The 26600-nt window shown below is 60.7% G+C and carries 26 protein-coding genes; 10 read left to right on the top strand and 16 right to left on the bottom strand.

What is annotated here, in order from left to right; translation table 11 throughout:
- Nucleotides 1–205 precede the first annotated feature (205 nt).
- Together CPH89_RS20395 and CPH89_RS20390 are read left to right on the top strand one after the other, a co-directional pair.
- On the top strand, nucleotides 206–970 hold the full coding sequence (locus CPH89_RS20395; RefSeq protein ID WP_053255257.1) for a response regulator: 765 nt from the start codon (nucleotides 206–208) through the stop codon (nucleotides 968–970).
- The gene (locus CPH89_RS20390; protein WP_053255256.1) at nucleotides 970–2004 is read left to right on the top strand and encodes a sensor histidine kinase; all 1035 of its coding nucleotides are present in this window, start codon (nucleotides 970–972) and stop codon (nucleotides 2002–2004) included. The genes CPH89_RS20395 and CPH89_RS20390 overlap by 1 nt, the downstream gene beginning before the upstream one ends.
- Before the next feature lie 26 nt (nucleotides 2005–2030).
- On the opposite strand, the gene CPH89_RS20385 is transcribed toward CPH89_RS20390, so the two are convergent.
- The 9 genes from CPH89_RS20385 to CPH89_RS20345 form a co-directional block, all read right to left on the bottom strand.
- The gene (locus tag CPH89_RS20385) at nucleotides 2031–3092 is read right to left on the bottom strand and encodes an AI-2E family transporter (RefSeq protein ID WP_053255255.1); all 1062 of its coding nucleotides are present in this window, start codon (nucleotides 3090–3092) and stop codon (nucleotides 2031–2033) included.
- Nucleotides 3093–3164: 72 nt separating this feature from the next.
- On the bottom strand, nucleotides 3165–3983 hold the full coding sequence (locus tag CPH89_RS20380) for a DUF4892 domain-containing protein (RefSeq protein WP_053255254.1): 819 nt from the start codon (nucleotides 3981–3983) through the stop codon (nucleotides 3165–3167).
- A gap of 114 nt (nucleotides 3984–4097) precedes the next feature.
- Nucleotides 4098–4952, bottom strand: coding sequence for an alpha/beta hydrolase (locus CPH89_RS20375; protein WP_053255253.1), 855 nt, complete (start codon nucleotides 4950–4952; stop codon nucleotides 4098–4100).
- Nucleotides 4949–5752 carry an alpha/beta fold hydrolase gene (locus CPH89_RS20370; protein WP_053255252.1) on the bottom strand — a complete coding sequence of 268 codons (804 nt, stop codon included), beginning with the start codon at nucleotides 5750–5752 and terminating at the stop codon, nucleotides 4949–4951. The genes CPH89_RS20375 and CPH89_RS20370 overlap by 4 nt, the downstream gene beginning before the upstream one ends.
- Before the next feature lie 97 nt (nucleotides 5753–5849).
- On the bottom strand, nucleotides 5850–6293 hold the full coding sequence (locus tag CPH89_RS20365) for a hotdog fold thioesterase (protein WP_053255251.1): 444 nt from the start codon (nucleotides 6291–6293) through the stop codon (nucleotides 5850–5852).
- A 30-nt stretch (nucleotides 6294–6323) separates the two neighbouring features.
- Nucleotides 6324–7973: an AMP-binding protein gene (locus CPH89_RS20360; protein WP_053255250.1), complete on the bottom strand. Its 1650-nt coding sequence runs from the start codon at nucleotides 7971–7973 to the stop codon at nucleotides 6324–6326.
- Nucleotides 7974–8059: 86 nt separating this feature from the next.
- Nucleotides 8060–8509 (bottom strand): phosphohistidine phosphatase SixA, encoded by a 450-nt coding sequence (gene sixA, locus CPH89_RS20355; RefSeq protein ID WP_053255249.1) that lies wholly within the window; start codon nucleotides 8507–8509, stop codon nucleotides 8060–8062.
- Entirely contained in the window at nucleotides 8506–8853 is a 348-nt protein-coding gene (locus CPH89_RS20350) for a DUF4389 domain-containing protein (RefSeq protein WP_053255248.1), read from the bottom strand. Before CPH89_RS20350 ends, sixA begins: the two co-directional genes overlap by 4 nt.
- Nucleotides 8854–8863: 10 nt before the next feature.
- Nucleotides 8864–9889: an NAD(P)H-dependent glycerol-3-phosphate dehydrogenase gene (locus CPH89_RS20345; RefSeq protein ID WP_053255247.1), complete on the bottom strand. Its 1026-nt coding sequence runs from the start codon at nucleotides 9887–9889 to the stop codon at nucleotides 8864–8866.
- Between the two features lie 195 nt (nucleotides 9890–10084).
- Between CPH89_RS20345 and CPH89_RS20340 the strand changes: the two genes are divergently transcribed.
- From CPH89_RS20340 to fabB, 5 genes are all read left to right on the top strand, one after another.
- Entirely contained in the window at nucleotides 10085–12217 is a 2133-nt protein-coding gene (locus tag CPH89_RS20340) for a TonB-dependent receptor plug domain-containing protein (RefSeq protein ID WP_053255246.1), read from the top strand.
- 1 nt (nucleotide 12218) lies between these two features.
- On the top strand, nucleotides 12219–13148 hold the full coding sequence (locus CPH89_RS20335; RefSeq protein WP_053255245.1) for an ABC transporter substrate-binding protein: 930 nt from the start codon (nucleotides 12219–12221) through the stop codon (nucleotides 13146–13148).
- Nucleotides 13145–15046, top strand: a complete 1902-nt coding sequence (locus CPH89_RS20330) for an ATP-binding protein (RefSeq protein WP_053255244.1) — start codon at nucleotides 13145–13147, stop codon at nucleotides 15044–15046. Before CPH89_RS20335 ends, CPH89_RS20330 begins: the two co-directional genes overlap by 4 nt.
- 249 nt (nucleotides 15047–15295) lie before the next feature.
- Nucleotides 15296–15811, top strand: coding sequence for a 3-hydroxyacyl-[acyl-carrier-protein] dehydratase FabA (fabA, locus tag CPH89_RS20325; protein WP_003210552.1), 516 nt, complete (start codon nucleotides 15296–15298; stop codon nucleotides 15809–15811).
- 11 nt (nucleotides 15812–15822) lie between these two features.
- Nucleotides 15823–17043, top strand: a complete 1221-nt coding sequence (fabB, locus tag CPH89_RS20320; protein ID WP_053255243.1) for a beta-ketoacyl-ACP synthase I — start codon at nucleotides 15823–15825, stop codon at nucleotides 17041–17043.
- Between the two features lie 136 nt (nucleotides 17044–17179).
- Here the strand turns inward: fabB and CPH89_RS20315 are convergent, their stop codons facing one another.
- Nucleotides 17180–18202, bottom strand: a complete 1023-nt coding sequence (locus CPH89_RS20315) for an amidohydrolase family protein (protein ID WP_053255242.1) — start codon at nucleotides 18200–18202, stop codon at nucleotides 17180–17182.
- A gap of 139 nt (nucleotides 18203–18341) precedes the next feature.
- Between CPH89_RS20315 and CPH89_RS20310 the strand changes: the two genes are divergently transcribed.
- Together CPH89_RS20310 and CPH89_RS20305 are read left to right on the top strand one after the other, a co-directional pair.
- Entirely contained in the window at nucleotides 18342–18758 is a 417-nt protein-coding gene (locus CPH89_RS20310; RefSeq protein WP_053255241.1) for an OsmC family protein, read from the top strand.
- Between the two features lie 64 nt (nucleotides 18759–18822).
- A complete protein-coding gene (locus tag CPH89_RS20305) occupies nucleotides 18823–19689 on the top strand; it encodes a pirin family protein (protein ID WP_053255240.1) in 867 nt (288 codons plus the stop codon).
- Between the two features lie 98 nt (nucleotides 19690–19787).
- On the opposite strand, the gene CPH89_RS20300 is transcribed toward CPH89_RS20305, so the two are convergent.
- The 4 genes from CPH89_RS20300 to CPH89_RS20285 all read right to left on the bottom strand — a co-directional run bounded on the left by CPH89_RS20300 (nucleotide 19788) and on the right by CPH89_RS20285 (nucleotide 23502).
- Entirely contained in the window at nucleotides 19788–20516 is a 729-nt protein-coding gene (locus CPH89_RS20300; protein ID WP_053255239.1) for a dienelactone hydrolase family protein, read from the bottom strand.
- A 66-nt stretch (nucleotides 20517–20582) separates the two neighbouring features.
- Nucleotides 20583–22487 (bottom strand): molecular chaperone HtpG, encoded by a 1905-nt coding sequence (gene htpG, locus CPH89_RS20295; RefSeq protein ID WP_053255363.1) that lies wholly within the window; start codon nucleotides 22485–22487, stop codon nucleotides 20583–20585.
- 89 nt (nucleotides 22488–22576) lie between these two features.
- Complete coding sequence (locus CPH89_RS20290) at nucleotides 22577–23029, bottom strand: PaaI family thioesterase (RefSeq protein WP_053255238.1); 453 nt, start codon at nucleotides 23027–23029, stop codon at nucleotides 22577–22579.
- Nucleotides 23026–23502 (bottom strand): PaaI family thioesterase, encoded by a 477-nt coding sequence (locus tag CPH89_RS20285; RefSeq protein WP_053255237.1) that lies wholly within the window; start codon nucleotides 23500–23502, stop codon nucleotides 23026–23028. Before CPH89_RS20285 ends, CPH89_RS20290 begins: the two co-directional genes overlap by 4 nt.
- A 158-nt stretch (nucleotides 23503–23660) precedes the next feature.
- Between CPH89_RS20285 and CPH89_RS20280 the strand changes: the two genes are divergently transcribed.
- Nucleotides 23661–23918 carry a hypothetical protein gene (locus CPH89_RS20280; protein WP_053255236.1) on the top strand — a complete coding sequence of 86 codons (258 nt, stop codon included), beginning with the start codon at nucleotides 23661–23663 and terminating at the stop codon, nucleotides 23916–23918.
- Between the two features lie 105 nt (nucleotides 23919–24023).
- Here CPH89_RS20280 and CPH89_RS20275 read toward each other — a convergent pair whose 3' ends face one another.
- Nucleotides 24024–24764: a DUF599 domain-containing protein gene (locus CPH89_RS20275; protein WP_053255235.1), complete on the bottom strand. Its 741-nt coding sequence runs from the start codon at nucleotides 24762–24764 to the stop codon at nucleotides 24024–24026.
- A gap of 233 nt (nucleotides 24765–24997) precedes the next feature.
- Complete coding sequence (brnQ, locus tag CPH89_RS20270) at nucleotides 24998–26311, bottom strand: branched-chain amino acid transport system II carrier protein (protein ID WP_053255234.1); 1314 nt, start codon at nucleotides 26309–26311, stop codon at nucleotides 24998–25000.
- Nucleotides 26312–26600: the final 289 nt, after the last annotated feature.

Raw genomic sequence — 26600 nt, 5'->3', positions numbered from 1 at the left:
CGTTGCGGGATCCGATGATCGGTAAATACTGTTCAACCACGCTACAGCCGCCATTCAGGCGAATTGTGTCAGAGCTGATACATTCACGACATGCCCCCAACACGCGCCGCCTCTAGCCTCGCGCACATGACCGCCCGTCCAGCACTTACAGCCCAGGAGCTGGGCGCCTATGCTGACAGCAACAACCCAGGCAGATAATCGCACTATGCATACCCCTACCGTCTCTGTAAATGAAGAGCAAAAAGGCGCGGTGATCGCCGAAGACAAGCGCTGGAATACCCGCGCGCTGATCGTCGACGACGATGTTCCGATTCGTGAGCTGCTGATCGATTACCTGGCGCGCTTCAATATTTTCGCCGTCGGCGTGACCGACGGTGCCGCCATGCGCCTGGCCCTGCAAGCCGAAACCTTTGATGTGGTGGTGCTCGACCTGATGCTGCCGGGTGAAGACGGCCTGTCGCTGTGCCGCTGGTTGCGCACTGAATCGGACATCCCGATCCTGATGCTCACCGCCCGTTGTGAGCCCACCGACCGCATTATCGGCCTGGAACTGGGCGCCGATGACTACATGTCCAAACCGTTCGAACCCCGTGAACTGGTAGCACGCATCCAGACCATCCTGCGCCGAGTACGCGATGACCGCACCGAGCAGCGCGCCAACATCCGCTTCGACAACTGGCGCCTGAATAGCGTATTGCGCCAACTGGTGGCCGACGACGGGTTGGTCGTGCCACTGTCCAACGCCGAGTTTCGTCTGTTGTGGGTGTTTATCGAGCGCCCACGTCGCGTGCTGAGCCGCGAACAATTGCTGGACGCTGCCCGGGGGCGCTCCATTGAAGCGTTTGACCGCAGCATCGACTTGCTGGTCTCGCGCCTGCGCCAAAAGCTGGGGGATGACCCCAAAGCTCCGCAATTGATCAAGACCGTGCGTGGCGAAGGCTACCTGTTCGACGCCCGAGACATCGGCTAATGCGCGCCACCTTCAATACGCTGTTCGGAAGGCTGTTCGGTGTATTGCTGGTGGCCATTGTGCTGGCCCATGTGCTGGCATTCTTTTGGTTTCACCACTACGGCCCGCCACCGCCACCGCCTCAGGAAACCTTCGTCGAACAGCCGGACGGCACGATGAAACCCCTGCACCGGCATCGTCGCCCCTGGTTTGGTGGCCCGGTGGTGCCGCTGACGTTCCAGTTTATCTCGCTGATCATCGCCGCCTGGTACGGTGCCAAACTGTTGAGCCGGCCGATCCAGCGCCTGAGCGCCGCCGCCGAGCGCTTGAGCCTCGACCTCGACAGCCCACCCCTGGACGAGTCCGGGCCCCGTGAGGCGCGCCAGGCCGCCTCGACCTTCAACCTGATGCAAAAACGCATCCGCGAACAGGTCAGCCAGCGCGCACGCATGCTTGGCGCCGTCTCCCATGACCTGCGCACCCCGCTGTCACGCCTCAAACTGCGCCTGGAACAGATCGAAGACACCAAGCTGCAAGGCCAGATGCGCCAGGACCTGGACGACATGATCGGCATGCTCGACGCCACCCTGAGCTACCTGCATGAACAACGCACCAGCGAAACCCGGCATTGGCTCGACGTACAGGCGTTGGTGGAATCTCTGAGTGAAAACGCCCAGGACCAGGGTTCCGACGTGCAATTTTCCGGCACCTGCGTGCCCTTGCAGGTGCAGCCGATGGCCCTGCGTTCCTGCCTTAACAACCTGATCGACAACGCATTGCGCTATGCCGGTACGGCGCGCATAGAACTGAGCGACAGCCGCGAAGCTCTGGTCATTCGTGTCATTGACCACGGGCCCGGGATTGCAGCGGATAAACGTGAGGCCGTGTTCGAGCCGTTCTTTCGCCTGGAAGGCTCACGCAACCGCAACTCCGGCGGCGTCGGCCTCGGCATGACGATTGCCAAGGACGCAGTCGAGCGCCTGGGCGGCCGCCTGAACCTGGAGGAAACCCCCGGCGGCGGCTTGACCGCCGTGATGTGGCTGCCCCGCGCTTAAGAGCGGCACGGCAGCCCTCCCGTCCTCTACAGCGATTTGTCTTCGCGGCGAACTTGGGCCTGGGTTGCACTCCAATCGGTCAACAGGCTGTAGGCCACCGCCAGCAACGTCGGGCCGATAAACAGGCCAATAAAGCCAAAGGCAATCAGCCCGCCGAACACGCCCAACAGCACGATCACCAGCGGCAAGTTGCCGCCTCGGCTGATCAGGTACGGCTTGAGCACGTTGTCCACGCCGCTGATGATGAACGTGCCCCATACACCGAGGAACACCGCGTAAGTGTAATCGCCCTTCCAGGCCAGCCAGGCCGTGGCCGGTATCCACACCAGCGGGGGGCCCATGGGGATCAGGCTGAGCAGGAAGGTGACGATGCCCAGCACCAGCGCGCCCGGCACGCCGGCGATCAGGAAACCGATCAGCGCCAGCAGGGCCTGGGCGGCGGCCGTACCGATTACACCGTTGACCACGCGCTGCACGGTGCCGGCCACCAGTTCGATGTAGTAACCGGCGCGCTCGCCGATCAAACGCTCCAGCAAGCGATGCACGAACACCGCCAGCCGTGGCCCGTCGCGGTAGAAAAAGAACACGAACACCAGGCTCAGGGTCAGCTCGAGGATGCCGCCACCAATCTGCGCACTGCGCGCCAGCAACCAGTTGCCGACCTGCCCTAGGTACGGCTTGATGCTGACCATCAGCGCCGCGCCTTGCTGGTCGATGCTGTCCCACGTCGCCACCAAACGCTCGCCGACAAAGGGAATCGAGCCCAGCCAGGTCGGCGCGGCAGGCAAGCCGTCGACCTGGATATCCTTGATCAGGCTCACGGCGTCACGCACATGGTCTGCCAGGTTAAACCCCAGCCACACCAGCGGCACCGCCACCAGCAGCATCCAGCATAAGGTCAGGATGCCGGCCGCCAGAGACTCCCGGCCGCCCAACCAGCGAGTCAGCAAACGCATCAGCGGCCAGCTGGCAAATGCCAGCACCGCGCCCCAGAACAGCGCCGACCAGAACGGCGCCATCACCCAGAAGCTGGCACCAAACAACACCAGCAGCAGGATTTGCACCAGTAGGCGATCGTTATTGAGCATCGGGTATCTCGAGAAGAAGGCTGTAGGAAGAGAGCTTAGGCGAGCGGCGCGGGTCCGCTCGCCTGATAACGGTCAGCGTATCAGATGCAGGTGCAAACCCTTAGCGTCACCGGTGCCGGTTTCCATGCGGGCGGCGCGTACACCGCTGTCGATCAGGCCTTGGCGCCAGGCTTCGGCCGTCGGCCCGGTCAAACTGACGCGCAAGGTGGCGTCGAGGTTCAAGCCGCGGGAAATCAGGGTCAACCAGGTGGCATCAGGCTCAGATCCCAGCGCCGGGAAATCCAGCTCGCCCGTGCTTTTCAACTCACGCAACAAGGTCGCAGAGGTGGGCAGCAAGTCTCCCAGCGGCGCGCTGGCATCGAGTTGCTCCACGTGCAGGTAAGCGCGACGGTTGCCGCGGGTGATGCCGTACAACGCCACCAGGGAGTTGCCCTGCGGCGCAGCGAGGCGCAACAGCAGGTATTCCTGCTGACCATCGGCGCCGACCAGCTTGGCGTTGCCGAAGACTTCATTGGCCCACAGGCTGCTTTCGCCGCAATCGCGGGCCTGGCACCAGAACAACAGCTGCGCGCCCTTGGCCTGTAACGCTTCGCGCGTTGCGGTAAACGCGGCGCTGGAAGTGTGCTCGGCGGGCAGCTCATAGGTGATGGCAGTGGTTTGACCGCGCGCCGTGGCCTGGCCTTCGTAGCGCAGTTGGCCGCTGATCTTGCGGATCGCCCCCATGGGGTAGATGCGTTCCTTTTCTTCTGCGGGGCGATAATCGACGATTTGTGCATCGACCTGGCGGGACACGGCCGGTAAATCCTGGCTACCCGGCACGTCGGCGGCGAACACCAAGGGGCTGAAACAGCACAGCCCGAGGGCGCGGATACATCCTTTACGCAGGCTCATCGGACCAATAAGCCCTGGCCATCGGAGGTTGCTGCTGTTTTAAGAGCGGTGTTCACATCGTTCATGGTTGACTCCCTTTCAATCCGCCCAGCCTCGGCAGTTGACCCCGCCAAGTCAAGGCGTGGAGAAGAACCGATTGAAACAGTCTGCAACAAGGATCGCGCCGGGCTCATCATTAAGGTGTAAATGATGGCCTCCCGGCAGCGTGCTCACCGTAAAGGGTAGCTGAGAAAGCAATTCGGAATGTTTCGCCAGCATGCCATCAGCGGCGACCACCAACTGCGTAGGGCACGCCACACGCCGCACGAAAGCCATTGCCTGCTCATCAGTCAGGCGCATCGGCGAGGCCAGGGTCAGACGGCTGTCCGTACGCCAGGTATAACCACCCGGCACTGGCATCAAACCGCGCTGGGCCAGCAGTTCGGCGGCTTCACGGCTGACCGCCACCACGCCTTTCATCCGCGCTTCAACCGCCCGATCAAGGCTGCTGTAAACCGGCTTGCGTTTGTTCTGCAGGCTCAATTGCGCCTGCAGCGCCATGCCCAGCCGCTCCGCCGCGTTCTCACCAGCGGCGGTCGGCGGGACGACACCGTCGATCAAACCCAGGTGCGTCACACGCTCCGGCAAAGCGCCCGCCAACACCAACGAAACGATAGCGCCAAGGGAGTGGCCAAGTAATGCAAAACGTTTCCAGCCCAGTTGTTCGGCGACTTGCAGCACGTCAAACACATAGTCCCACAAGGCATAACCCGCCCCGGCAGGCCGGTGCGCCGAGTGCCCGTGGCCGGCCATGTCCAACGCGACGATGCGCAACCCCTGCAGCTTCGGCGCCAATCGCGCAAAGCTGTTGGCGTTATCCAGCCAGCCATGCAGGGCGATTACCGGCAAGCCGTCTTCGGGACCAAACAGGTGCGCTGCCAACTCGATATGCGGCAGGCTCAGGCGCACTTCCTCGACCGGCGCACTCATGCGCAACTGCGCTCGCGGGCTTGCCACCGGGCGAACAGGTTTTTGATCAAGGTCGCCGTGTCCTGAGGGCGTTCCAGGGGGAACATATGGCCACCGGGCATCGTCAGCATTTCGCCCATCGGCAGGCGGTCTACACCATTGGCATGGTGCCGCATGACCACCCGGCTCTGGCGGCCGCGCACCACCGCCAGCGGCACCTTCAACTGGCGAACCTGGCCTGGGCTGGTATGGGGCACGCCACGGTAGATGCTGATTTCGGTGGCGGGGTCGAAGCGCAGACGCAGGCGATCGCCCACTTGTTGCAGGCCATGTTGCAGGTAAGCGTCAAAGCATTCCGGGTCGAAGCCGCGAAACAGGGTCTTACCGGCGAAGTAACTGCGCGCGGCGTCCAGATCGGTGAACTCTTCACGTCGGCCCAAGGTGCGCCCGGCAGGAGTCAGGCGGTCGATAAAACCAAAGCGCTTGGCGGCGCGGATGACCCAGCGATCGGCGCGGGTCAGCACCGGCGAATCCAGCATCACCACACCGCGATACAGCTGTGGGCAGCGCATGGCCGCGTGCAAATGCAACACGCCGCCCAGGGAGTGGCCCACGCCCCACACCGGTTCCGGCTGCTGCTCCAAGTGGTGGATCAACTCGTCCACCAGGTTCTGCCAGTTGTCATCCACCGGAAACCTGGGGTCGTGGCCGTGCTGCGGCAGGTGAGCCACTGCATATTCCGGGGCCAGGGCGGCAAACAACTTGCCGTAAGTGGCCGAAGGGAAGCCATTGGCGTGGGCAAAAAACACGTGCTGCGACATACAGAATCCATCGACAAAAACAGAAGTTGATTGTCACCATGCCTGGCCGCTACAGCAATGACTGTAACCGCCAGGAATGATGACACTCACGCCACGCCTATCGCGCCGGCGGGTTTTCGCCCAACGGCACCACGGCCATGGTCAGGCGCGAGACACAGCTGGCCTTGCCATCGTCGTTGCTCAAGCGAATATCCCAGACCTGGGTGGTACGACCGATATGGATCGCCCGCGCCACTGCCGTCACCCGCCCGCTGCGCACACCCCGCAGGTGGTTGGCATTCACTTCAAGGCCCACGCAATAGAACTTGCTGGCATCAATACACAAATAAGCCGCCATGGAGCCGACGCTTTCCGCCAACACCACCGACGCACCGCCGTGCAACAGGCCATACGGTTGATGCGTACGCTGGTCGACAACCATGCTGGCGGTCAGTGACTCGTCGTCGAAAGATTCGAAACGAATATCCAGCAACTCGCCGATGGTGTTTTTCTGGATAGCGTTCAGTTGCTCGATATTGGGTTGGGTGCGCCACAAGCTCATGGGGTTGTCCTTATTGGTTTTATTACGTGCCTAATCCTGCCACAGAATGGATTCGGTGCGCTCGCTCCACGCCTGGAACTGTGCGCCGTAGGTCGACTCGATCACCGTGCGCTTGATCTTCAGGGTTGGCGTCAGAAAGCCGTTTTCCACCGCCCAACTGTCATTCACCACCACCAATTGGCGCAGACGTTCGTGTTTGTCCAGGCTCAGGTTGACGTGTTCCAGCCAGCGCTCAAGGCTACTGTGCAGCGCTTGTCGATCCTGGTCGCCTGCCGATAGCACACACAAGCCCATCGGCGCAGTGAGGCCATCCCCGACCACGCACACCTGTTCGATCCGCGCGTGCTCGGCCAGGCGGTTTTCGATCGGCGCAGGGGCGACGTATTTGCCCTTGCTGGTCTTGAAGATCTCCTTGAGGCGGCCGGTCAGGCGCAAGCGGCCATCGGTGTCCTGCTCGCCCTTGTCGCCGGTGCGCAGGAAGCCATCTTCGGTCAAGGTCTCAGCGGTTTTCTGCGGGTCCTTGAAGTAGCCGAGCATGGTCGCGCCGCTGCGCACTTGCACCTCTCCTGACGCGTCGATGCGCACTTCAACACCGGGGCACGGCCGGCCGATCCAGCCGAGTGTCTGCTGGCCTGGGCGGCACACGTGCGAATAGCCGCAACTTTCGGTCATGCCATACACCTCAAGCACATCCAGCCCCAGGCGCTGATACCAACGCAGCAAGCCCTCGGGAACTGGCGCCGCACCGGACAACGCAATGCGTAGCGCATCCAGGCCCAAGCCCGCGAGGACTTTATGGCCGACGCGTTTGCCGATAAATGGCAGGCGCAGCAGCGTGTCGAGGCGCTGTTGCGGGATCTTGCTGTAGACGCCCAGCTGAAATTTGGTCCAGATGCGCGGCACACCAAACAGCGCCGTCGGCCGTGCCCGACGCAAGTCTGTAAGAAACGTATCCAGGCTCTCGGCGAAAAACACCGTTTGCCCGGTGTAGATCGAGGCCAGTTCGACAAACATCCGCTCCGCCACATGGCACAACGGCAGGTAGGACAGCAGCCGATCACCCTCCCCCAAACCGAATAACTGGGTGCCTTGCGTGGCGGCAAAACCCAAGGCGCCAAAGGTCTGCATCACGCCTTTGGGCAAACCGGTGGTGCCGGAGGTGTAGACGATGGTCGCCAGGCTCGCGGCAGCGGGCGTGGGGTTATCCTGGATCGGAGAACAGGCTTGCAGGTCTGACCAGCTGAAATCAAAGTCGCCGGCCGGGCACAGTGGCAGGCTGATGGTCGGCAGACCGGCCGGGATACCGGCGACCATCGCCGGCCAGTCGTCCAGCTTGCCGATCAACACCAACGCCGCCTCCGAATGCGTCAACACGTGGGCGACCGAGTCGGCAGTCAGGTTGGGGTACAACGGCACGGAGACATGCCCGGCCATCCAGATGGCCAGGTCGGCGATGATCCAGTGCGCGCAGTTTTTCGAGATCAGGGCAATGTGCGAGCCCTGGGGCAACGCCCTGGCGCGCAACCACTGTGCAGCGCAACGGGCCTGGTCACCGACCTCGCCCCAGGTGAGAGTCTGCACCGTCCCGCCGCCGATGGGCTGCACGAGAAAGGGCTTGCGCGGGTGCCGCGCTTCACGTTCGTAGAAGACCTGCAACGGCAAACGAAAAGCGACAGGCATGGGACGCGCTCCTTTGTGATCCGATGATAGCCAACCAAGCACTTGCTTGGTTGACTATATAGCACACAAAACAGCGATGACTTTTCCTACGGGTTCTTCACATCAACCAGGCTCATCAGCCCCGCCAGCGGAAAATCCCCCTCCAGCTCCGCCAGGCTGGCGGTGTGCATCGGTTGCGGCTGACGCAGATGGCCATGCTGCAAAAAGCTGATCAGGCTGCCGACCAACGGCTGGTGACTGACCAGCAGCACGTTGTCATCGGTATCGAGTTTGTCCAGCACCTGCAGCGGGTTACTCTCTGGCGTCAGCCACGGCACCGTGCGGATTGGCGGCTCGAAGCCCAATGCCTCACGCACCAGATGGGCGGTCTGCTGGGCGCGTACATACGGGCTGGCGACGATGGCAGTGATCGGCTGGCCGATCAGGTGCGCGGCACTGCGCAACACTTCGCCACGGCCATGCTCGGTGAGGTTGCGCTCGGCGTCGGTGCGCGCGTGCCCTTCGGCTTCACCGTGTCGCAAAATCCACAGCTTCACAGCTTGGGCTCCTCATCACGTACCGGGTGCGGCGCCGGCGGTACGCTGTGGGCGGCCTCGCCATCCGGTGCCCGCGGGGTCGGCCAGTCGGCGAACGGCCAGGGTTTTTGCTCGGTATGGAAACTGCCGAAACGGCCGATCTGCGCCAGGAATTGGCTGAGGCTGTCACCAAAGTTCATCAGGCCCAGGTTCGGCGCGCCGTAGATCAGGCGATACACCAACTGCACCACCACCAGCGCACCGAGCAGGAACTGCGCCACTTGCCACACCAGCGCAAAGACCAGCATCCACAGGATACGCAGGAGGATGGACTCGTATTGGGGGGCTGCTTTCGGATCGTTCATGGCGCGTTCCTCAGTTGAAACCACTGGTGGAAATGAAATCGACATCGGTTTTCGGTTCAGCGCGCATCAGCAACTCGATGACTTGATTCAAGGTGCGCCCTTCAAACAGGATCGCGTGCAGCCCGGCGACCAGCGGCATGTACACGCCGACTTCCTGGGCCTTGGCCTTCAACACTTTGAGCGTGTTGACGCCTTCGGCTACTTCACCCAGGCGGGTCACCGCGTCGTCCAGGCTCAGGCCCTGGCCCAGCGCGAAACCGACCTGGTAGTTGCGGCTTTTCGGCGACGAGCAGGTGACGATCAAGTCACCCACGCCCGCCAGCCCCAGGAAGGTCATCGGGTTGGCGCCCTGATTGACCGCAAAGCGGGTCATCTCGGCCAAGGCGCGGGTGATCAGCATGCTCTTGGTGTTTTCACCCATGCCCAAGGCCACCGCCATGCCGGCAATGATCGCGTAGACGTTTTTCAGTGCGCCGCCCAACTCCACGCCGAACCGATCGCTGCTGGCATACACCCGGAACGTGCGGCCATGCAGCACTGCCTGGACGCGCTCGCACAGCGCTTCGTCTTCACTGGCGACCACGGTGGCCGTCAGTGCGTGCTCCGCGACTTCGCGCGCCAGGTTCGGCCCGGACAGCACACCAATACGCGCCTGGGGCGCGATCTCTGCAAGGATTTCGCTCATCAGCTTGAAGGTGTGCGCCTCGATGCCCTTGGTCAGGCTGACCAGCAGCTTGCCCGCCAGGCGCTCGGCATGGGGCGCCAGCACCGAGCGCAACGCGCTGGACGGCAGCGCGACGAAGCACAGGTCGCAGTCAGTGAGCGTTGCCAACAGGTCCGTGACCGGCTCGACCGCCGGATGAATCTTGATGCCTTTAAGGTAACGGGGGTTTTCCCGATGAACGCGGATGGCCTCGGCCTGCTCGGGATCACGCATCCACTGGCGCACCGCATGGCCGTTTTCGGCCAGCAGATTAGCCACGGCGGTACCAAAACTTCCGCCTCCCAGGACCGCAATTGGGCGCTGTTCAGTCATATGCAATCCGTTAATCCATACCAGTGGCGATGGCGGCATTATACGGGGCGACTTGCTTGCGGCCAGCCCCCGCGTCAATTCAAGCGCTTGTCGGAAAATGCCACACTTGTGTGAAGTAATTGCAAGTCCCACGACTGGCAAATGGCCCCACCTCAGTTAACATGGGCGGCTATTCGTAATTATCAAGGCCGTGCCGTGTATCTGGGCCCTCCTCCTCGCTCATCTCTGTTCTGGTTGCTGCCATTGACACTGTCATGCAGTGCAACGGCGCTGGCTGATGATCTGTTCCTGGACAGCCAGCCGCTGCCGCAGGTGCTGACGGCCACACGCCTGAAGCAATCGGCGGCGGCCGTGCCCGGCAGCATGACAGTGATCGACAGCGAGCTGATCAAGGCCAGCGGCGCACGGGACATCGCCGAGCTGCTGCGGCTGGTGCCGGGGATGATGGTCGGTTACACCACCGGCAATCAGGCGGCGGTGAACTACCACGGCACCAGCGCCAGCGATGCACGGCGCATGCAGGTGTTGATCGACGGGCGTTCGGTGTACCGCGCAGGCCTGGCGACGGTGGACTGGAGCGATATTCCGGTCGCCATGGAAGATATCGAGCGTATCGAAGTGTTCCGTGGCCCCAACACCGTCAGTTACGGCGCCAATGCGCTGATGGCGGTGGTCAACATTCTCACGCGCTCACCGGCCAACAGCCACGGCTCGCGGGTCAAAGTCATCCGTGGCGAACGCGGGATCAACGACTTCTACGCCAGCCAGGGCGTGGGTTGGGAGACCGGCGACTTGCGCCTTTCGATGTCGGGGCAACAGGACGATGGTTTTGACAGTGACGCGGTCGGTGCCGACCGCCGTGACGGTCGCCGTCTCAACCGTTTCAGCCTCGCCGTCAGCCAGACCCTGAACGCGCAGCAGAGCATCGACTGGCAATTTAACGCCAAGGAAGGGACCAATCAGCGCCCTTATACCTACGCCCCGGTATTCGCCGGGATTACCGAAGGCGGTACTAATTCCGATGTCGTCGCCAAAGACTATTCCGGGTCCATGCGCTGGAACATTGAGTTCAACCCCGAGCACAGTCTGTATATCCAGGGCTCGGCCCAGCAATGGGACCGGCAGCAGGTCTGGAAAGCCTGTGACGCCAAGGTTTCGTTCAGCCCGGAATTGACCCGGCTGTGGCAGTTGAACCCCAACTATGCCGAACGACTGGCCCGACACATGGGCGCTTATAGCCCCGACAATCTGCCCAACGGCAACAGCGCTGAACAGGCGCTGGCCAAACAAGTGCTGGAGCAGTGGCGCGATGGTGCCAACCAGAGCGTATGCGGCGACATCGACCAAAGCACCCGTGAAAGTCGCTACGACCTGGAGATTCAGGACACCCTGAGCCTGTCCGACAGCCTGCGCCTGGTCAGCGGTATGAATTACCGCTACGACCGCGCCGATTCCGACACGTACTTCAACGGCACCCTCGACGACACCACCTGGCGCTTGTTCGGCCACCTGGAATGGCGCGCCAGCGAACACTGGCTGCTGCAAGGCGGTGCCATGTACGAAGACACCTACCTAAGTGGCAACTCGCTGACGCCACGGGTGGCGGTCAATTATCTGATCAACCCGCGCCACGGCCTGCGGGCGGTGTACTCCGAGGCGATCCGCTCGCCGGACATGTTCGAGAACAACGTCAACTGGAGCTATCGCGTCACCAATCTGAGCTCTCCGGCCTACGGGCAGAATTCAGGGCAATATTTTGTGGTAACGCGAGGCCCGGGCAACCTCGATAAAGAGTTGATGCGCTCGCGAGAGCTGGGCTACAACGGTTTCTTTGCCGACCTCGGGCTCAATGTCGACGTGAAACTGTTCTATGACGAAATCACCGCCATGATCAGTTCGCCGCTGCGCAATAATCAGTACATTGCCAGCAACGCCAACAGCGCGCGGTTTACCGGCGCCGAGTCGCAATTTGACTGGCGCATGAGCAGCGCCGACCGCCTGCGGCTGACCTATGCTTACGTCGACGCCACCTCCAGCAACCCGCTGGACAAGGCACAAACTGCCCGCAACAGCGGCTCGGCCGGTTGGTTGCGGGAATGGGGCCACGGCTGGTCCAGTGCCTTGTTCTACTATGGCGACGATGCGCTCAACCAATATCGCTTCGAACGGGTCGACCTGCGGGTGGCCAAGCGCATTGCCCTGGGCAAAGCCAATGTGGAGCTGGCCGGCATGTTGCAACAACGCCTCGATAACCAGCCCACCACCTGGGCCGACAACAATTATGACAGTCGCCACGTCCTCTACTTCAGTGCGGAGTTAGAGTTCTGACATGGGCGATCAGTCACGGATGACCCTCTCTTTTGCCTCAAGGCTTTGGCGGCGTGGTGTGCTGCTGGTGTGCCTGCTGCTGAGCGCGCCGGCGTGGAGCGCGGACATCCTGCTCACCGCCGCCGAAGACGGGGCCGGCGTACAAGTCTTCACCCAGGCGCTGGCCCAGCAGCGCCCCGAAGACCACGTAACCTTCACCCCGCTTAAAGACCTGCCCGCGCCGAGCCAATTGCCTGCCAGCACCCGCCTGATCCTGCTGGACCTGCCCGGTCTCGACTGGCGTCTGCAGGATGCTCAGGGGCCGCCGACCCTGGTATTACGGATCAGCCGGATACAGGCTCGCCAACGCCTGGGCAACACTCACCCGGCCAAAATCAGCCTGCTGTGGAGCGACCCGCCACTGGCGCGCCAACTGAACCTGATTGCCAACATCCTGCCCCAGGCCCGACGCATCGGTGTGCTTTACGGCGCCGACAGTGAATTCCTGCTGCGCGAATTGGCTCAGTACGCCGCGCCCATGGGGCTGGAGATCGTGCCGCAGCTCTGGGACAACGTCAGTGACAGCCGCCCGCTGCAAAACCTGCTGAAGAACAGTGATGTGCTGCTCGGCCTCGACGACCCACAGCTGTACAACCCAAAAACAGTGAAGAACCTGTTGCTCAGCAGCTACTCCCAGCAGTTGCCCCTGGTGGGCCCCAACGCCGGGTTCGTCAAGGCGGGCAGCCTGGCCAGCACCTACAGCGACCAGGCCGACTGGCTCGATGTGCTCGACCGACTGTTGGACCACTCGCCGGCCAGTTGGCCGCGCACCTTGTACCCGGAACACTTCAAAGTCGTGGGCAACCCGCAAGTCGCACGCTCACTGGGGATCGAACAGGTGGACGAAGCCGCCGTCGCCGCCCGATTGGCCGAAGGAGAAAAACGTCCATGACCTTGCGCCGTCGTTGGGACATCAACACCCGCACCCAGCTCATCACGCTGGGCCCGGCACTGTTGCTGACCTTGCTGTTGATCAGCTTCTTTACGTTCGTACGTATCCAGGACCTGCGCCAGGAACTCGACCATACCGGCCAATTGATCGCCAACCAGTTGGCCCCAGCCACCGAGTACGGGGTTATTTCCGGCAACAACGACGTGCTCGAAAGCCTGCTGCGCGCCACCCTGGCCACACCCCATGTGCGCTTCCTCGAGATTCAGGACAGCAGCGAGAACATTCTGGTGTATGTCGAACAGCCGTCGGAAAAGCACGACCGTTCGCTGTCGGTGAAAGTGTTCCAGGCGCCCATCCGCCTGCAACATATCCAACTGGGCAATGATTTTTTCCAGGACAACCTTAATGAGCCCAAGACGCGGCGCCCGGATTACCTGGGCCGGGTGATCGTCGGCATGTCCAATGACGCGTTCAGCCAGCGCCAACAGGAAATTCTGTTCAAGGCCGGCATCCTTGCCCTGTTCGCCCTGCTCTTCACCTTCTTGTTGGCACGGCGCCTCGCCGCCAGCCTGTCGCAGCCGATCAGCGCCATGGGCCATGCGGTGAAGGCCATCCAGCAAGGCGACTACAAGACGCCGCTGCCGATCGTCGATGACTCGGAGTTGGGCGACTTGTCGCGTCATATCAACAACCTTGCCGAAGGCCTCAACCAGGCCAGCCGCGAACAGCATCAGGCCATGGCCCAACTGATCCAGACCCGCGAAGAGGCCGAGCGGGCGAACAATGCCAAGTCCGACTTCCTGGCAATGATGAGCCACGAGCTGCGCACGCCCATGAACGGCGTGCTGGGTATGTTGCAGCTGCTGGAAACCACCGAGATGACCGATGAGCAGACCGAATACGCCGCACTGGCGTCTGAGTCCACGGAGCATTTGCTCAAGGTGATTAATGACATCCTCGACTTCTCGCGCATTGAGCGCGCCGCGCTTGAGCTGGAACATATTCCGTTCAACCTCGCGGACTTGATCAGCAGTTGCGCGCAAGCCTTCCAGCACAGCGCCCAGCAGCGTGGGTTGAGACTGGAACTGCCAATTCCGCTGGGCATGGACTCACTGCGGGTGCAGGGCGACCCGACGCGTATCCGCCAGATCCTGGTGAACCTGATCGGCAACGCGCTCAAGTTCACTGAGCACGGCACCGTGACCGTCGAACCCCATTGGCAAACCCTCGACCATGAACTGGTGTGGTTCACCTGCACCGTGCGCGACAGCGGCATCGGGATTTCCGCCGAGCGCCTGGAGTTGATGTTCGATGCCTTCCAACAGGCCGACAGCTCCATTTCAAGACGTTACGGCGGCACCGGCCTGGGCCTGCCGATTGCCCGTACGCTGGCCGAACGCATGGGCGGCACACTGCGCGCCCAAAGCGAAGAAGGCCGTGGCTCGGTGTTTACCCTGGAAATTCCGCTGGCCATCGATCAGCACAGCCTGCCTGCGATCGCTCAGGACCGCGAAGGCAAAACCGGCGCAGGCGATGGTCGCCGTGTGTTGCTGGTGGAAGACAACCCGGTCAATCGCACCGTGGTCGAAGCCATGCTGCGCAGCCTGGGGTTTGAAGTGAGCCTGGCCATCGATGGCGTCGAGGCAATCCGTAATGCCGAGAGCCTGATATTTACGGCCATCCTGATGGACTGCCGCCTGCCATTGATCGACGGCTACGAAGCCACAAGGCAGATTCGCCAACTGCCGGGCTGCGCCGACGTGCCGATTATTGCCCTGACGGCCAACGCGTTGCAGGGTGATCGCGAAGCCTGCCTGGCAGCCGGAATGAACGATTACCTGGCTAAGCCGTTCAAACGCACGGATTTGCAGCAAATCCTGCAGCGCTGGGTGCAATAGCGCTGCGCCATCAACCAACTGCGACTGGCGTGAAAGACGAAAGTGCGGCAGTCTTAGGCACCCAAACGGGCTGATAAACAGGCTCGATTTAAAATTTCAGTGAACAAGTGTACATTGAGTGCCTTGACGCTGTGACTTTCACTACAACGCAATAGTCTATGTGTAGGCTGCCGATATGAGGCATGAACGCTTCATTCGGTTCGGGAAGATTTGCCCAACCCTGCCGCATGGGATTATTGAGGAGCTCGCATGACCAAACAAAACGCCTTTACTCGGGAAGACCTGCTGCGCTGCAGTCGCGGTGAGCTGTTCGGCCCAGGTAACGCGCAATTGCCCGCCCCGAACATGCTGATGGTGGATCGCATCACCCATATCAGCGAAGAGGGTGGCAAGTACGGCAAAGGTGAATTGGTCGCCGAGCTGGATATCACCCCTGACCTGTGGTTCTTCGCTTGCCATTTCGAAGGCGACCCTGTCATGCCGGGCTGCCTGGGCCTTGACGCCATGTGGCAACTGGTTGGCTTCTACCTGGGCTGGCAAGGCCTGCCGGGCCGCGGTCGTGCCCTGGGTTCGGGCGAAGTGAAGTTCTTTGGCCAAGTCCTGCCGACCGCCAAGAAAGTCACCTATAACATTCAAATCAAGCGCGTCCTCAAGGGCAAGCTGAACCTGGCCATCGCCGACGGTTCGGTGACTGTCGACGGTCGCGAGATCTATACTGCCGAAGGCCTTCGGGTCGGCGTATTCACTTCCACTGACAACTTTTAAGGGTTATCCGCATGCGCCGCGTCGTTATCACTGGTCTGGGCATCGTTTCTTGCCTGGGCAATGACAAAGAGACCGTCACCGCTAACCTGCGTGCAAGTCGCCCTGGCATCCGTTTCAACCCGGAATATGCCGAAATGGGTCTGCGTAGCCAGGTTTCCGGCTCCATCGACCTGCCCCTCGAAGAACTGATCGATCGCAAGATCTATCGCTTCGTCGGCCACGCTGCCGCTTACGCTTACCTGGCCATGAAAGACGCCATTGCCGATTCCGGCCTGAGCGAAGACCAGGTATCGAACGTACGCACCGGCCTGATCGCCGGCTCCGGCGGCGCATCCACCCTGAACCAGATGGAAGCGCTGGACATCCTGCGCGAAAAAGGCGTGAAGCGCGTTGGCCCGTACCGTGTAACGCGGACCATGGGCAGCACCGTTTCGGCCTGCCTGGCCACCCCGTTCCAGATCAAGGGTGTGAACTACTCGATCTCCTCCGCCTGCGCCACCAGTGCTCACTGCATCGGTACTGCGGTTGAGCAGATCCAACTGGGCAAACAAGACATCGTGTTCGCCGGTGGTGGTGAAGAAGAGCATTGGAGCCAGTCGTTCCTGTTCGACGCCATGGGCGCCCTGTCCACCCAGTACAACGAAACCCCGGAAAAGGCCTCCCGCGCCTACGACGCCAAGCGTGACGGTTTCGTCATCGCCGGCGGTGGCGGCATGGTAGTGGTCGAGGAGCTGGAACACGCTCTGGCCCGTGGTGCAAAGATCTACGCGGAAATCGTCGGCTACGGCGCCACTTCCGACGGCTACGACATGGTTGCGCCAAGCGGTGAAGGCGCCATCCGCTGCATGCAGATGGCCATGTCCACCGTTGACACCCCAATCGACTACCTGAACACCCACGGCACGTCGACTCCGGTCGGCGACGCCAAGGAAATGGAAGGTGTGCGTGCGGTGTTCGGCGACAAGGCTCCGGCCATCAGCTCTACCAAGAGCCTGTCCGGTCACTCCCTGGGCGCCGCCGGCGTTCACGAAGCGATCTACTGCCTGCTGATGATGGAAGGCAACTTCATGGCCGGTTCGGCCAACATTGAAGAGATCGACCCGGTCGTTGCCGATATGCCGATCCTGACCAAGACCGTTGAAAACGTCAAAATCGACACCGTGATGAGCAACAGCTTCGGCTTCGGTGGCACCAACGCCACCCTGGTACTGAAACGCTGGCAGGGTAAGTAAGCCCCGCAGGTTGATCATGTAAAAAAGCCCCGACTGGTTCGGGGCTTTTTTATGGGCAACCGGTTGGCGATCTGCAGCGCGCCTCCTGAAAAGCTATCGGTCCTTCAGCCAATGTGCGAAAGACGACAACGCGATTTCAATGGGCCTGCTCATCGCGAGCGCGTTTCGGCAGAACGGCCAGGAAGTTATCGCGCGCGACCTTGCGAGCCACGTCCTCCGGCAGCGCGTCGAGGAAAGGATCAAAGCGGCGCATTTCCTTACCGAGCTTGTTGAAGCGCCCTACAACGTCCGAACCCACCACGAAGCGCTCAGGGAAGCGTTCTACCAGCTTTAACCACTGTGCGCGGGGCTTGCCTGCCTCATCCAGCAAGTACGGCGTGAGCATGCTCCAGGAGAGGTCGATGTACAGATTGGGATAGGCTTGCAACATACGGCTCAAGGTTGGGAGCAAAAAGTCCATCTGCACCTGATGGCGATGAATCTCTTTACTGGTCCCCGCATGCGCCCAGATAAATCGGGTGTGCGGGTGGTTGCGCAGCGATGCTTCCACCTCTGGCAGGTACAGCGGGTTGCGCTCGCGTTTGGAAGTGATGTTGGAGTGCAGCATCACCGGCAAATCGTTTTCGGCCGCGAGGTGATAGATGCGCGTCATGGCTTCGTTGTTGGCGCGCGGGGTGTCACCTGCCGTCAAGGCCGTCAGGTCGTCATGCCGTGTGAACACTTCACCAATGCCCTGCCAAAGCCCTGGGTTGAGGTCGAGCATGCGCTGGATATGCGCCGCCGAGTTCTTGTCGTTAGGGTTGAACCCCGACAAAAATGGATGAAAATGCCCCCGCTGCTCAGGGGTGAGTGTGTTCACCGCTGCCGCGACGATCACGTCGGTGGCGCTGTACCAATAGGCATCGGCATCGTCACCCGCGTAGTAACGTGGGCGCTTGGGTTCATCTTCGTGCCATTTCTTCGCCACGGGAATGCCGGAAATCATCACATGCTCGATGCGATTGTCCGCCATGGCCTTCAGCAGTGTGTCCATGCCTGCCGTTTCCTGGAAGAAGTCGACGTAGTGCAGGTGCGCATCGCTGTAGGCATACTCGCGAGCCTGTACGGCAAGGCTGGCGGCGGCAAGCAACAGGGCGAGACTCAGGCGGGTCCAGGGCACGGTAAAACCTCAAAGCGGGTTAATGTGGGTAGACCTTGCGCGATGCAAACCGGTTCACCGCTAAAAAACCCGGAACACCTCAGTGCCAGCATGTTCTATAACTGCATGACCTTCATCCTGCCCATCTGTGAGGTTCACCATGCCTGTTACCGTCAACACCCTGAACCACGACAATTTTCGCCACAGTGTGAATATCAATAACCACGAACTGTTCACCGACCTGCCCAAAAGCCTGGGCGGCGACGACTCGGCGCCCTCCCCCCACGACTATTTCGATGCAGCCCTGGCCTCGTGCAAGGCGCTGACCGTCAAACTGTATGCCCAGAAAAAAGACATTCCCCTCACCGGCGTCACCGTGGAAGTCACCCACGACAGCACTGAAGAGCAAAAAGGCCGATACACGCTCAACGTCAAGTTGACCCTCAAGGGTGTGCTCACCGATGAACAGCGCGAGGAGCTGCACCGCGTGGCCGATCGCTGCCCCGTGCACAAACTGATGACCACCGCAGAAGTCACCATCGAGACGACATTGTCCGAAGGCGCTTTCAGCCAGTAGCGCCATCCACCCGTCGAGCGGGTTATGCTCAGGGCCATCTAACCCGCTCAGACAGGGACGCACCATGACCACCCTCACCGTGATCCGCCCGCGCGCCGAAGATATCGAAGGGCAGCCGATCCTGCGCCCGTTGCCATCGCGAGAATGCCGCAGCGTCGGGCCTTTCGTGTTCTTCGACCACATGTTACTGACGCGTTATGCGCCGGGCACGGGCATGAACATCCGCCAGCACCCGCATATCGGGCTGTCCACCCTCACCTATCTGTTTGAAGGCGCGCTGCAGCACAAGGACAGCCTGGGCTCGGACCAAGTGGTACAGGCCGGAGACGTCAGCTGGATGACGGCCGGCAGCGCGATTGCCCACGTCGAGCGTACGCCCGAAGCCGTCCAAGCCAGCGGTTTCAGCCTGCATGGCCTGCAGGTGTGGCTGGCCTCACCCAAGGACCACGAGCACGGTCCGGGGCATTACAGCCATCACCCGGCGGCGACCCTGCCAATCAGTGACAACCTGGGCGTGCACATTCGCCTGATCGCCGGCACGGGTTTCTGCCTTAAATCGCCGGTGCCGGTGCTGTCGCCCACGCTGTATGCCGAGGTGCAGATGCAAACGGCCACCACGCTGCTGATCCCGGATGAGCACGAGGAACGGGCGGTGTATGTGCTGGATGGCGCGGCGCAGTTGGACGGCGAGCCGCTAGAGGTGCATAGCCTGGTGGTATTGCCTGCCGGGCAGGAAATGACGCTGTTTGCTGATGGCGATTGCCACTTGGTGGTGTTTGGCGGTGCGCCGCTGGATGGGCCACGGCGGATCAATTGGAATTTTGTCGCGAGCGACCCGGCGATGATTGACCAGGCGCGGCAGCGTTGGGCTGCAGGGGATTGGCCGACGGTGCCGGGAGAGTCTGAAAGGATTGAGTTGCCTGTCAGATAGCTATCGCAGGCAAGCCAGCCCCCACATTTAACCGTGTTCACCAATCAAAATGTGGGAGCGGGCTTGCTCGCGAAGAGGCCGGCACAGGCGCTGAAGACTTAGCCCTTGAACACTTCATCCAGCAAGTTATGCATCGACTGGAACGCTCGCGCAGCGGTCTTCGCGTCGTACATCATCTTGCCCGGCACATCGGCATGCGGGTCAGTGAAGGAATGCACCGCACCGCCGTAGCTGAGCAACTGCCAATCCACACCGGCCGCGTTCATTTCATCTTCAAACGCCGGCAACTGCTCCTTGGGCACCAAGGGGTCGGAAGCGCCGTGCAGCACCAGCACCGAGCCTTTGATGTTTTTCGCATCCGCCGGGTTCGGCGTGTCGAGGGTACCGTGGAACGACACGGCGGCCTTCAACGGTGCGCCGGTACGCGCCAGTTCCAGGGTGCAGCAACCGCCAAAGCAGAAACCGAACGACGCCAGCTTCGCGGTATCGACAGCGGCTTCAGCCTGGCCCTGCAGTTGCTCAAAGGCTGCCTGCATACGCTTGTTCAGCAACGGCCGGTCGTTTTTCAACGGCATCATTGCCGCGCCCGCTTCATCGCCATTCGATGGCCGCACGGTTTGCCCGTACAGGTCGGCGATTAACACCACGTAGCCTTTACTGGCCACGCTTTTGGCAATTTCTTCGGCACCCGCACTCACACCCATCCAGTTCGGCGCCATCAACAGACCCGGCAGCGGGCCCTTGTGGCTGGCATCAAACGCCAGGCGGCTCTCATAAGACTGGCCATCAATCTGATAGACCACGGAACGCACAGTGACTTGGCTCATCATTTACTCCAGTTGAGGTGCACTAGAACGAAAAAACCCGCCGAAGCGGGTTTTTCTACAACGGTGTTAAACCGACAGTTCAACCAACAGCTTGTTCAGTCGGCGCACATAGGCGGCCGGGTCTTTCAAGCTGTCGCCAGCGGCCAGGGCCGCCTGGTCGAAGAGAATGTGCGACAGGTCGCCAAAACGCTCTTCGCTTTGCTCGCCATCGAGTTTCTCGATCAGCGGGTGAGCCGGGTTGAATTCGAAGATCGGCTTGGAATCCGGAACCTTCTGACCGCTCGCTTCCAGGATCTGACGCATCTGCATGCCCAGGTCCTGCTCGCCGATGGCCAGAATCGCCGGGGAGTCGGTCAGACGGTGCGAAACCCGCACTTCGCTGACAGCCTCGCCCAAGGCGGTCTTGATCCGCTCAACCAGGCCTTCTTTGGCCTTGGCGACTTCTTCGGCTTCCTTCTTCTCTTCTTCGGAGTCCAGGTTACCCAGGTCCAGGTCACCACGGGCCACGTCGACGAAGGTTTTGCCATCGAACTCGCTGAGGTAGCTCATCAGCCACTCATCGATACGGTCGGTCAACAGCAGCACTTCGATGCCTTTCTTGCGGAAGACTTCCAGGTGCGGGCTGTTCTTGACCTGAGCATAGGTTTCGCCGGTCAGGTAGTAGATCTTGTCCTGACCTTCCTTGGCGCGTGCCAGGTACTCGGCCAGCGCCACAACCTGCTCACCGTCTTCACCTTGGGTCGAGGCAAAACGCAGCAGGCCGGCGATTTTTTCCTTGTTGGCAAAATCTTCCGCCGGGCCTTCTTTCATGACCTGGCCGAAGTTTTTCCAGAAGCCCTTGTATTGCTCTGGCTCGTTCTTCGCCAGTTTTTCCAGCATGTCGAGCACGCGCTTGGTCAGCGCCGACTTCATGGAGTCGATGATCGGGTCTTTCTGCAGGATTTCCCGCGACACGTTCAGCGACAGGTCGTTGGAGTCGACCACACCTTTGATGAAGCGCAGGTACAGCGGCAGGAAGGACTCTGCCTGATCCATCACGAACACGCGCTGCACGTACAACTTCAAGCCTTTGGGCGCTTCTCGCTGGTACAGGTCGAACGGCGCACGCGCCGGTACGTAAAGCAGCGAGCTGTATTCCAGCTTGCCTTCAACCTTGTTGTGGCTCCAGCTCAGCGGGTTTTCGTAGTCGTGCGCGATGTGCTTGTAGAACTCCTGGTATTCCTCGTCTTTGACTTCAGTACGAGGACGCGTCCACAGAGCGCTGGCACGGTTGACCACTTCCCATTCCTGGGCAGGCGGCTCTTCGCCTTCGGCAGCAGCCTGCTCTTTCGGCAACTCGATCGGCAGCGCGATATGGTCGGAGTATTTCTTGATGATATTGCGCAGGCGCCAGCCGTCGGCGAATTCATCTTCAGCCGCTTTGAGGTGCAGCACGATGCGGGTGCCACGGTCAGCCTTGTCGAGGGTGGCGATTTCGAACTCGCCTTCACCTTTGGAAGACCAGTGCACGCCTTCGCTGGCGTCGAGGCCGGCGCGACGGCTGAACACTTCAACCTTGTCGGCAACGATAAAGGCCGAGTAGAAGCCCACACCGAATTGACCGATCAGGTGTGAATCTTTTTTCTGATCGCCCGACAGGTTCTTCATGAAATCTGCGGTGCCGGATTTAGCGATGGTGCCCAAATGGGTGATCGCGTCTTCACGGCTCATGCCGATACCGTTGTCTTCGAGGGTGACGGTCTTGGCGTCCTTGTCGAAGCTCACACGGATTTTCAGTTCGGCGCCACCTTCCAGCAACTCAGGCTTGGACAGGGCTTCGAAACGTAATTTGTCGACAGCGTCAGAGGCGTTCGAGATCAATTCGCGAAGGAAGATTTCCTTGTTGGAATACAGCGAATGGATCATGAGGTGCAGCAGTTGCTTCACCTCGGTCTGGAAGCCCAGGGTTTCCTTTTGAGTTTCCACACTCATGGTCATCAAACTCCAATTGGATGGCAGTGGCCGCGCCCTTCAGGGTTGGCGGCGGGTTGTCATCAAAGTTGGGGGCTAAGACCAGGATTTCAAGGGCGGGCTGTTTCCTCAATCTTGAAATGTGCGCGAGCGGTGGCAATCGGTTCGTCGGGAGTGCTTTGCCAGGCAGTGATTGCCACGTTGGCGACGCGCCGGCCCTGGCGCCATACCTGGCACTTGGCGTAAGTGTCACGAAACTGGCCGGCGCGCAGGTAATCCAGGGAAAAGTCGATGATTTTCGGCAGGCCTGGCGCGCCGGTAAACACCAGCAGGTGCAGCGCCGCCGACAGCTCCATAAACCCGGCAATCACCCCACCGTGCAGCGCCGGCAATATGGGGTTACCAATGTTGTCCTTGTTGGCCGGCAGACGAAACAGCAGTTCATCCCCCAACCTTGTGCATTCAATGCCAATCAGCTTGGCGTAAGGGACCAGGTCGAGCAGCGCCTCGTAATTACCCCGGTGATGGGCCTGTTCGAGGCGGGTCTTGAATCGATGTGTCATGCCTGCTCCCCCTTGAGGGTGCTGCTCAGCCCTTGCGTGCCCTTGAGGCGCTTGCCCATGCGCATGAACGTGCCGACCACGTGGGCAATCGGCTGCTGCGGATCATCCTGATAGGCGAAGCCGCGGGTGAAGATCACGTCGGTGGTCACCCGATAGCATTGGGCGAAGCCGTACACGGGCTTGTGCGGCTCGGCCGGATGCATGTAGTCGACCCGCAGGTCCAGCGTCGGGCACACCTCGAACTCCGGCAAGACACACAGCGTGGCCATGCCGCAGGCAGTGTCCATCAAGGAGGTCAGCGCGCCACCGTGAATCACCCCGGTTTGAGGATCGCCGACGATGCTCGGGCTGTAAGGCAGGACCAGCGTCATGCCCTCTTCGCTGGCAGCATGGACGGTGATGCCTAATACCTGGCAGTGGCGCAGCGCCGAAACGAAGCGTGTGGCACGCGCTGACAAGGGATTTTCGGTCATGTGTTCAGACTCTTATTAGTGTCGATTAGAGGTGCCTGGGGGTAGGCGCAAAAGTTCCTTGAGCGTCACGTTTTATATATCTTTGAAACAAAAGGAACTAATGCTGGCCGACTAAGCTCGAAAGGCCAGTAGATATCTTCACTAAGGAGAAACACCCCATGCGCAAGACTTTAGCTATTTCCATGATGCTGGCTGCTGCCCTCGGCCTCGCTGCCTGCGATAAGAAATCCGAAGACAAAGCCCAAGATGCACAAGCGCATTCTGAGCAAGCTCAGAAGGACATGGCAAAAGCACAGGATAAAGTGAACGACGCTGCAAAAGAAAACGCCGATGCTGCCAAAGCTCAGGCTGATGCGAACGCTGAAAAAGCAAAAGAAGACGGTACCGCTACTCCAGTAGCACCTGCCAAGCCTTAATAGCCTGGCAATTGCTGCAAAAAGAAAGCCCGCTTACATAGCGGGCTTTACTTTGTCTGCTGTTTTTTCAGCGCCCAAAAGTTTAATTAACCTTGGCGCCACTGGTTAAGACACCGCTTCTTTAGCCGGCTCCGTCACCGGCATATCGGTTGGCGTGTAGACCATGACCTGCAGTACGTCGGAATGAAACTCGCGGCGATACAGCACCAACACCACCCCGCTGCTCATCAACATGAATAACCACGGGCTGACAAACCAGGCCAGCATGGTCATGCCAAAATAATAAGCACGCAGGCCAAAGTTGAACTGGTTGGCCGCCATCGAAATCACCCGCGCCGCCCGCAGGGCGAAGGCCTTGCGCTCCTGCTCCGACACATGCCGCTCACCAATCATCGGCGCCGACCCCACCAGCACCGCAGCGAAGTTGTATTGGCGCATGCACCAGCTGAAGGTGAAAAACGCATAGACGAACACCAGTGCCAGGCACAGCAGCTTGATTTCCGACATACCCTGGGACGCCTGTTGCACCATGGGGATGTCCGCCAGCAACGATACCGCACGCTCGGAAGCCCCCAGCACCGTCAGGATGCCGGCGAGGATGATCAAGGTACTGGAGGCGAAGAACGAGGCATTGCGTTCCAGGTTACCGATCACACTGGCATCGGCGATACGGTTATCGCGCAGCAACATGCGGCGCATCCAGTCTTCACGATACAAATGCAGCACGCTGGCCAGGCACGCGGTGTCACGGGCCTTCCACGTGGCGTAGCGGGTATAACCGCCCCAGCACAGGACAAACCAGAGGGCAGCAAGCAGGTGGATCTGATTGGTTTCGACGAACGACATGCGGAGGCCTTTTGCTCGGTGTACGGATATTAATGCGATCTAAATGTGGGAGCGGGCTTGCTCGCGAACGCGGTGTGTCAGTCTCCTGGTGCATGACTGATCCACCGCGTTCGCGAGCAAGCCCGCTCCCACACTGACCGTATTCCACACTTTAGGGGTTGTGGTCTCTCACACAAAAAAAATGCCCCGTATCGATTGATACGGGGCATTTCAGTACAGCGTGAAACCGCGGGTTAAGCGATGGCTTCGCTGCGCTTGCCGAGCATGCGGTCAACCACGACGGCTACGACCAGTGTCATCACCGCAGGTACCAGCCACGCCAGACCTTGCTCGCTCAGCGGCAGATGTGCCAACTGCGCAGGCAGCCAATCCGCCAGGCCCGCGCCCTTGAGCGCATCAATGCAGCCAAAGATGAACGACACCAGCATGACCGGGCCGACAATGCGGCCCTGCTCGAGCCAGAAATCTTTGCAGAAGCTCAGGGCCACCAGCACGATGCACGGCGGGTAGATCGCCGTAAGTACCGGGATCGAGAAAGCAATCAGCTTGGTCAGGCCCAGGTTGGACACGAACAGCGAGAACAGCGCCAGGATCACTACCAGCGTCTTGTAGGACAGCGGCAGGACTTTGCTGAAGTACTCCGCACACGCGCAGGTCAGGCCAACCGCTGTGACCAGGCACGCCAGGGAGATCAGCACAGCGAGGAAGCCGCTGCCCAGGGAGCCGAACGTATGTTGCACGTAAGCATGCAGCACCGCCGCGCCGTTGCTTGCACCGGCGGCCACCGCATGGCTGCCCGAACCCAGACGGAACAGGCTGATGTACACCAGCGCCAGGCCCACCCCGGCAATCAGCCCGGCGATGATCGCATAGCGGGTGATCAGCTGTGGCGATTCAACACCCCGGGAACGGATGGCGTTGACGATGACGATACCGAACACCAGCGCGCCCAGGGTATCCATGGTCAGGTAACCATTGATGAAGCCTTGGGAGAACGGTGCAGCGACGTATTCCGGCGTGGCGACGCCGACATCACCGGCCGGTAAGGCAAACGCGGCGATGCCGAGGATGGCCAGCGCGATGATTTTCAGCGGTGCCAGGAAGCGACCTACGGTATCCAGCAGTCGGCCCGGGTAGAGCGAAACAAAGAACACCACCAGGAAATACACCGAGCTGTAGAGGAACAGCGCCAACGGGCTTTCGCCGGTCAGCGGCGCCAGGCCTACTTCAAACGACACGGTCGCAGTACGCGGCGTGGCGAACAGTGGCCCTACCGCCAGATACGCCGCCGCTGCGAGCAGGCCCCCGGCGATCTTGCCGATAGGGCTGCTCAACGCGTCCATCCCCCCGCCAACCTTGGCCAGGGCGATCACGGTAACCACCGGCAGACCGACTGCGGTGATCAAGAAGCCCAGCGCTGCCATCCAGACGTGAGGCCCGGACTGCAAACCAACGATAGGCGGAAAGATGATGTTGCCGGCGCCCACGAACAGGGCAAAGGTCATAAAGCCTAACGCCAGGACATCCTGGCTTTTCAACACTTTCATTTAGGGAAATACCACACTACTGAATCGGAATTTAGAGAGGGATTCCCTGTGGATGAGGGAACTGCTGCCGGCCCTTATGGGGACCGACCGGTCTAGCGCGCCGCTTCCTTTTGGGATGCGGACGCATAAAGAGGCGGCTAGAGTACAGAATTAGGCTGACAAACGCACTGTTGCGGGGCGAACTGTCCGATAAGCGACATCACAATGTCGCGTTTTCATACTTAATTTTGACAATACAGCCCCATGTGGGAGCTGGCTTACCTGCGATGCGAGCGACTCGGCCCGTCAG

This window comes from Pseudomonas fluorescens (assembly GCF_900215245.1).
In the GTDB taxonomy this organism is placed as follows: domain Bacteria; phylum Pseudomonadota; class Gammaproteobacteria; order Pseudomonadales; family Pseudomonadaceae; genus Aquipseudomonas; species Aquipseudomonas fluorescens.
The sequence above is the reverse complement of the archived record's forward strand: the minus strand, read 5'-3'. Positions and strand labels throughout refer to the sequence as shown.

What these genes read in the sequence shown, in the direction of transcription:
- CPH89_RS20395 (WP_053255257.1), top strand. Translation starts at nt 206, where the DNA reads ATGCATACCCCTACCGTCTCTGTAAATGAAGAGCAAAAAGGCGCGGTG.
- CPH89_RS20390 (WP_053255256.1), top strand. Translation starts at nt 970, where the DNA reads ATGCGCGCCACCTTCAATACGCTGTTCGGAAGGCTGTTCGGTGTATTG.
- CPH89_RS20385 (WP_053255255.1), bottom strand. Translation starts at nt 3,092, where the DNA reads ATGCTCAATAACGATCGCCTACTGGTGCAAATCCTGCTGCTGGTGTTG.
- CPH89_RS20380 (WP_053255254.1), bottom strand. Translation starts at nt 3,983, where the DNA reads ATGAGCCTGCGTAAAGGATGTATCCGCGCCCTCGGGCTGTGCTGTTTC.
- CPH89_RS20375 (WP_053255253.1), bottom strand. Translation starts at nt 4,952, where the DNA reads ATGAGTGCGCCGGTCGAGGAAGTGCGCCTGAGCCTGCCGCATATCGAG.
- CPH89_RS20370 (WP_053255252.1), bottom strand. Translation starts at nt 5,752, where the DNA reads ATGTCGCAGCACGTGTTTTTTGCCCACGCCAATGGCTTCCCTTCGGCC.
- CPH89_RS20365 (WP_053255251.1), bottom strand. Translation starts at nt 6,293, where the DNA reads ATGAGCTTGTGGCGCACCCAACCCAATATCGAGCAACTGAACGCTATC.
- CPH89_RS20360 (WP_053255250.1), bottom strand. Translation starts at nt 7,973, where the DNA reads ATGCCTGTCGCTTTTCGTTTGCCGTTGCAGGTCTTCTACGAACGTGAA.
- CPH89_RS20350 (WP_053255248.1), bottom strand. Translation starts at nt 8,853, where the DNA reads ATGAACGATCCGAAAGCAGCCCCCCAATACGAGTCCATCCTCCTGCGT.
- CPH89_RS20345 (WP_053255247.1), bottom strand. Translation starts at nt 9,889, where the DNA reads ATGACTGAACAGCGCCCAATTGCGGTCCTGGGAGGCGGAAGTTTTGGT.
- CPH89_RS20335 (WP_053255245.1), top strand. Translation starts at nt 12,219, where the DNA reads ATGGGCGATCAGTCACGGATGACCCTCTCTTTTGCCTCAAGGCTTTGG.
- CPH89_RS20330 (WP_053255244.1), top strand. Translation starts at nt 13,145, where the DNA reads ATGACCTTGCGCCGTCGTTGGGACATCAACACCCGCACCCAGCTCATC.
- fabA (WP_003210552.1), top strand. Translation starts at nt 15,296, where the DNA reads ATGACCAAACAAAACGCCTTTACTCGGGAAGACCTGCTGCGCTGCAGT.
- fabB (WP_053255243.1), top strand. Translation starts at nt 15,823, where the DNA reads ATGCGCCGCGTCGTTATCACTGGTCTGGGCATCGTTTCTTGCCTGGGC.
- CPH89_RS20310 (WP_053255241.1), top strand. Translation starts at nt 18,342, where the DNA reads ATGCCTGTTACCGTCAACACCCTGAACCACGACAATTTTCGCCACAGT.
- CPH89_RS20305 (WP_053255240.1), top strand. Translation starts at nt 18,823, where the DNA reads ATGACCACCCTCACCGTGATCCGCCCGCGCGCCGAAGATATCGAAGGG.
- CPH89_RS20300 (WP_053255239.1), bottom strand. Translation starts at nt 20,516, where the DNA reads ATGAGCCAAGTCACTGTGCGTTCCGTGGTCTATCAGATTGATGGCCAG.
- htpG (WP_053255363.1), bottom strand. Translation starts at nt 22,487, where the DNA reads ATGAGTGTGGAAACTCAAAAGGAAACCCTGGGCTTCCAGACCGAGGTG.
- CPH89_RS20290 (WP_053255238.1), bottom strand. Translation starts at nt 23,029, where the DNA reads ATGACACATCGATTCAAGACCCGCCTCGAACAGGCCCATCACCGGGGT.
- CPH89_RS20285 (WP_053255237.1), bottom strand. Translation starts at nt 23,502, where the DNA reads ATGACCGAAAATCCCTTGTCAGCGCGTGCCACACGCTTCGTTTCGGCG.
- CPH89_RS20280 (WP_053255236.1), top strand. Translation starts at nt 23,661, where the DNA reads ATGCGCAAGACTTTAGCTATTTCCATGATGCTGGCTGCTGCCCTCGGC.
- CPH89_RS20275 (WP_053255235.1), bottom strand. Translation starts at nt 24,764, where the DNA reads ATGTCGTTCGTCGAAACCAATCAGATCCACCTGCTTGCTGCCCTCTGG.
- brnQ (WP_053255234.1), bottom strand. Translation starts at nt 26,311, where the DNA reads ATGAAAGTGTTGAAAAGCCAGGATGTCCTGGCGTTAGGCTTTATGACC.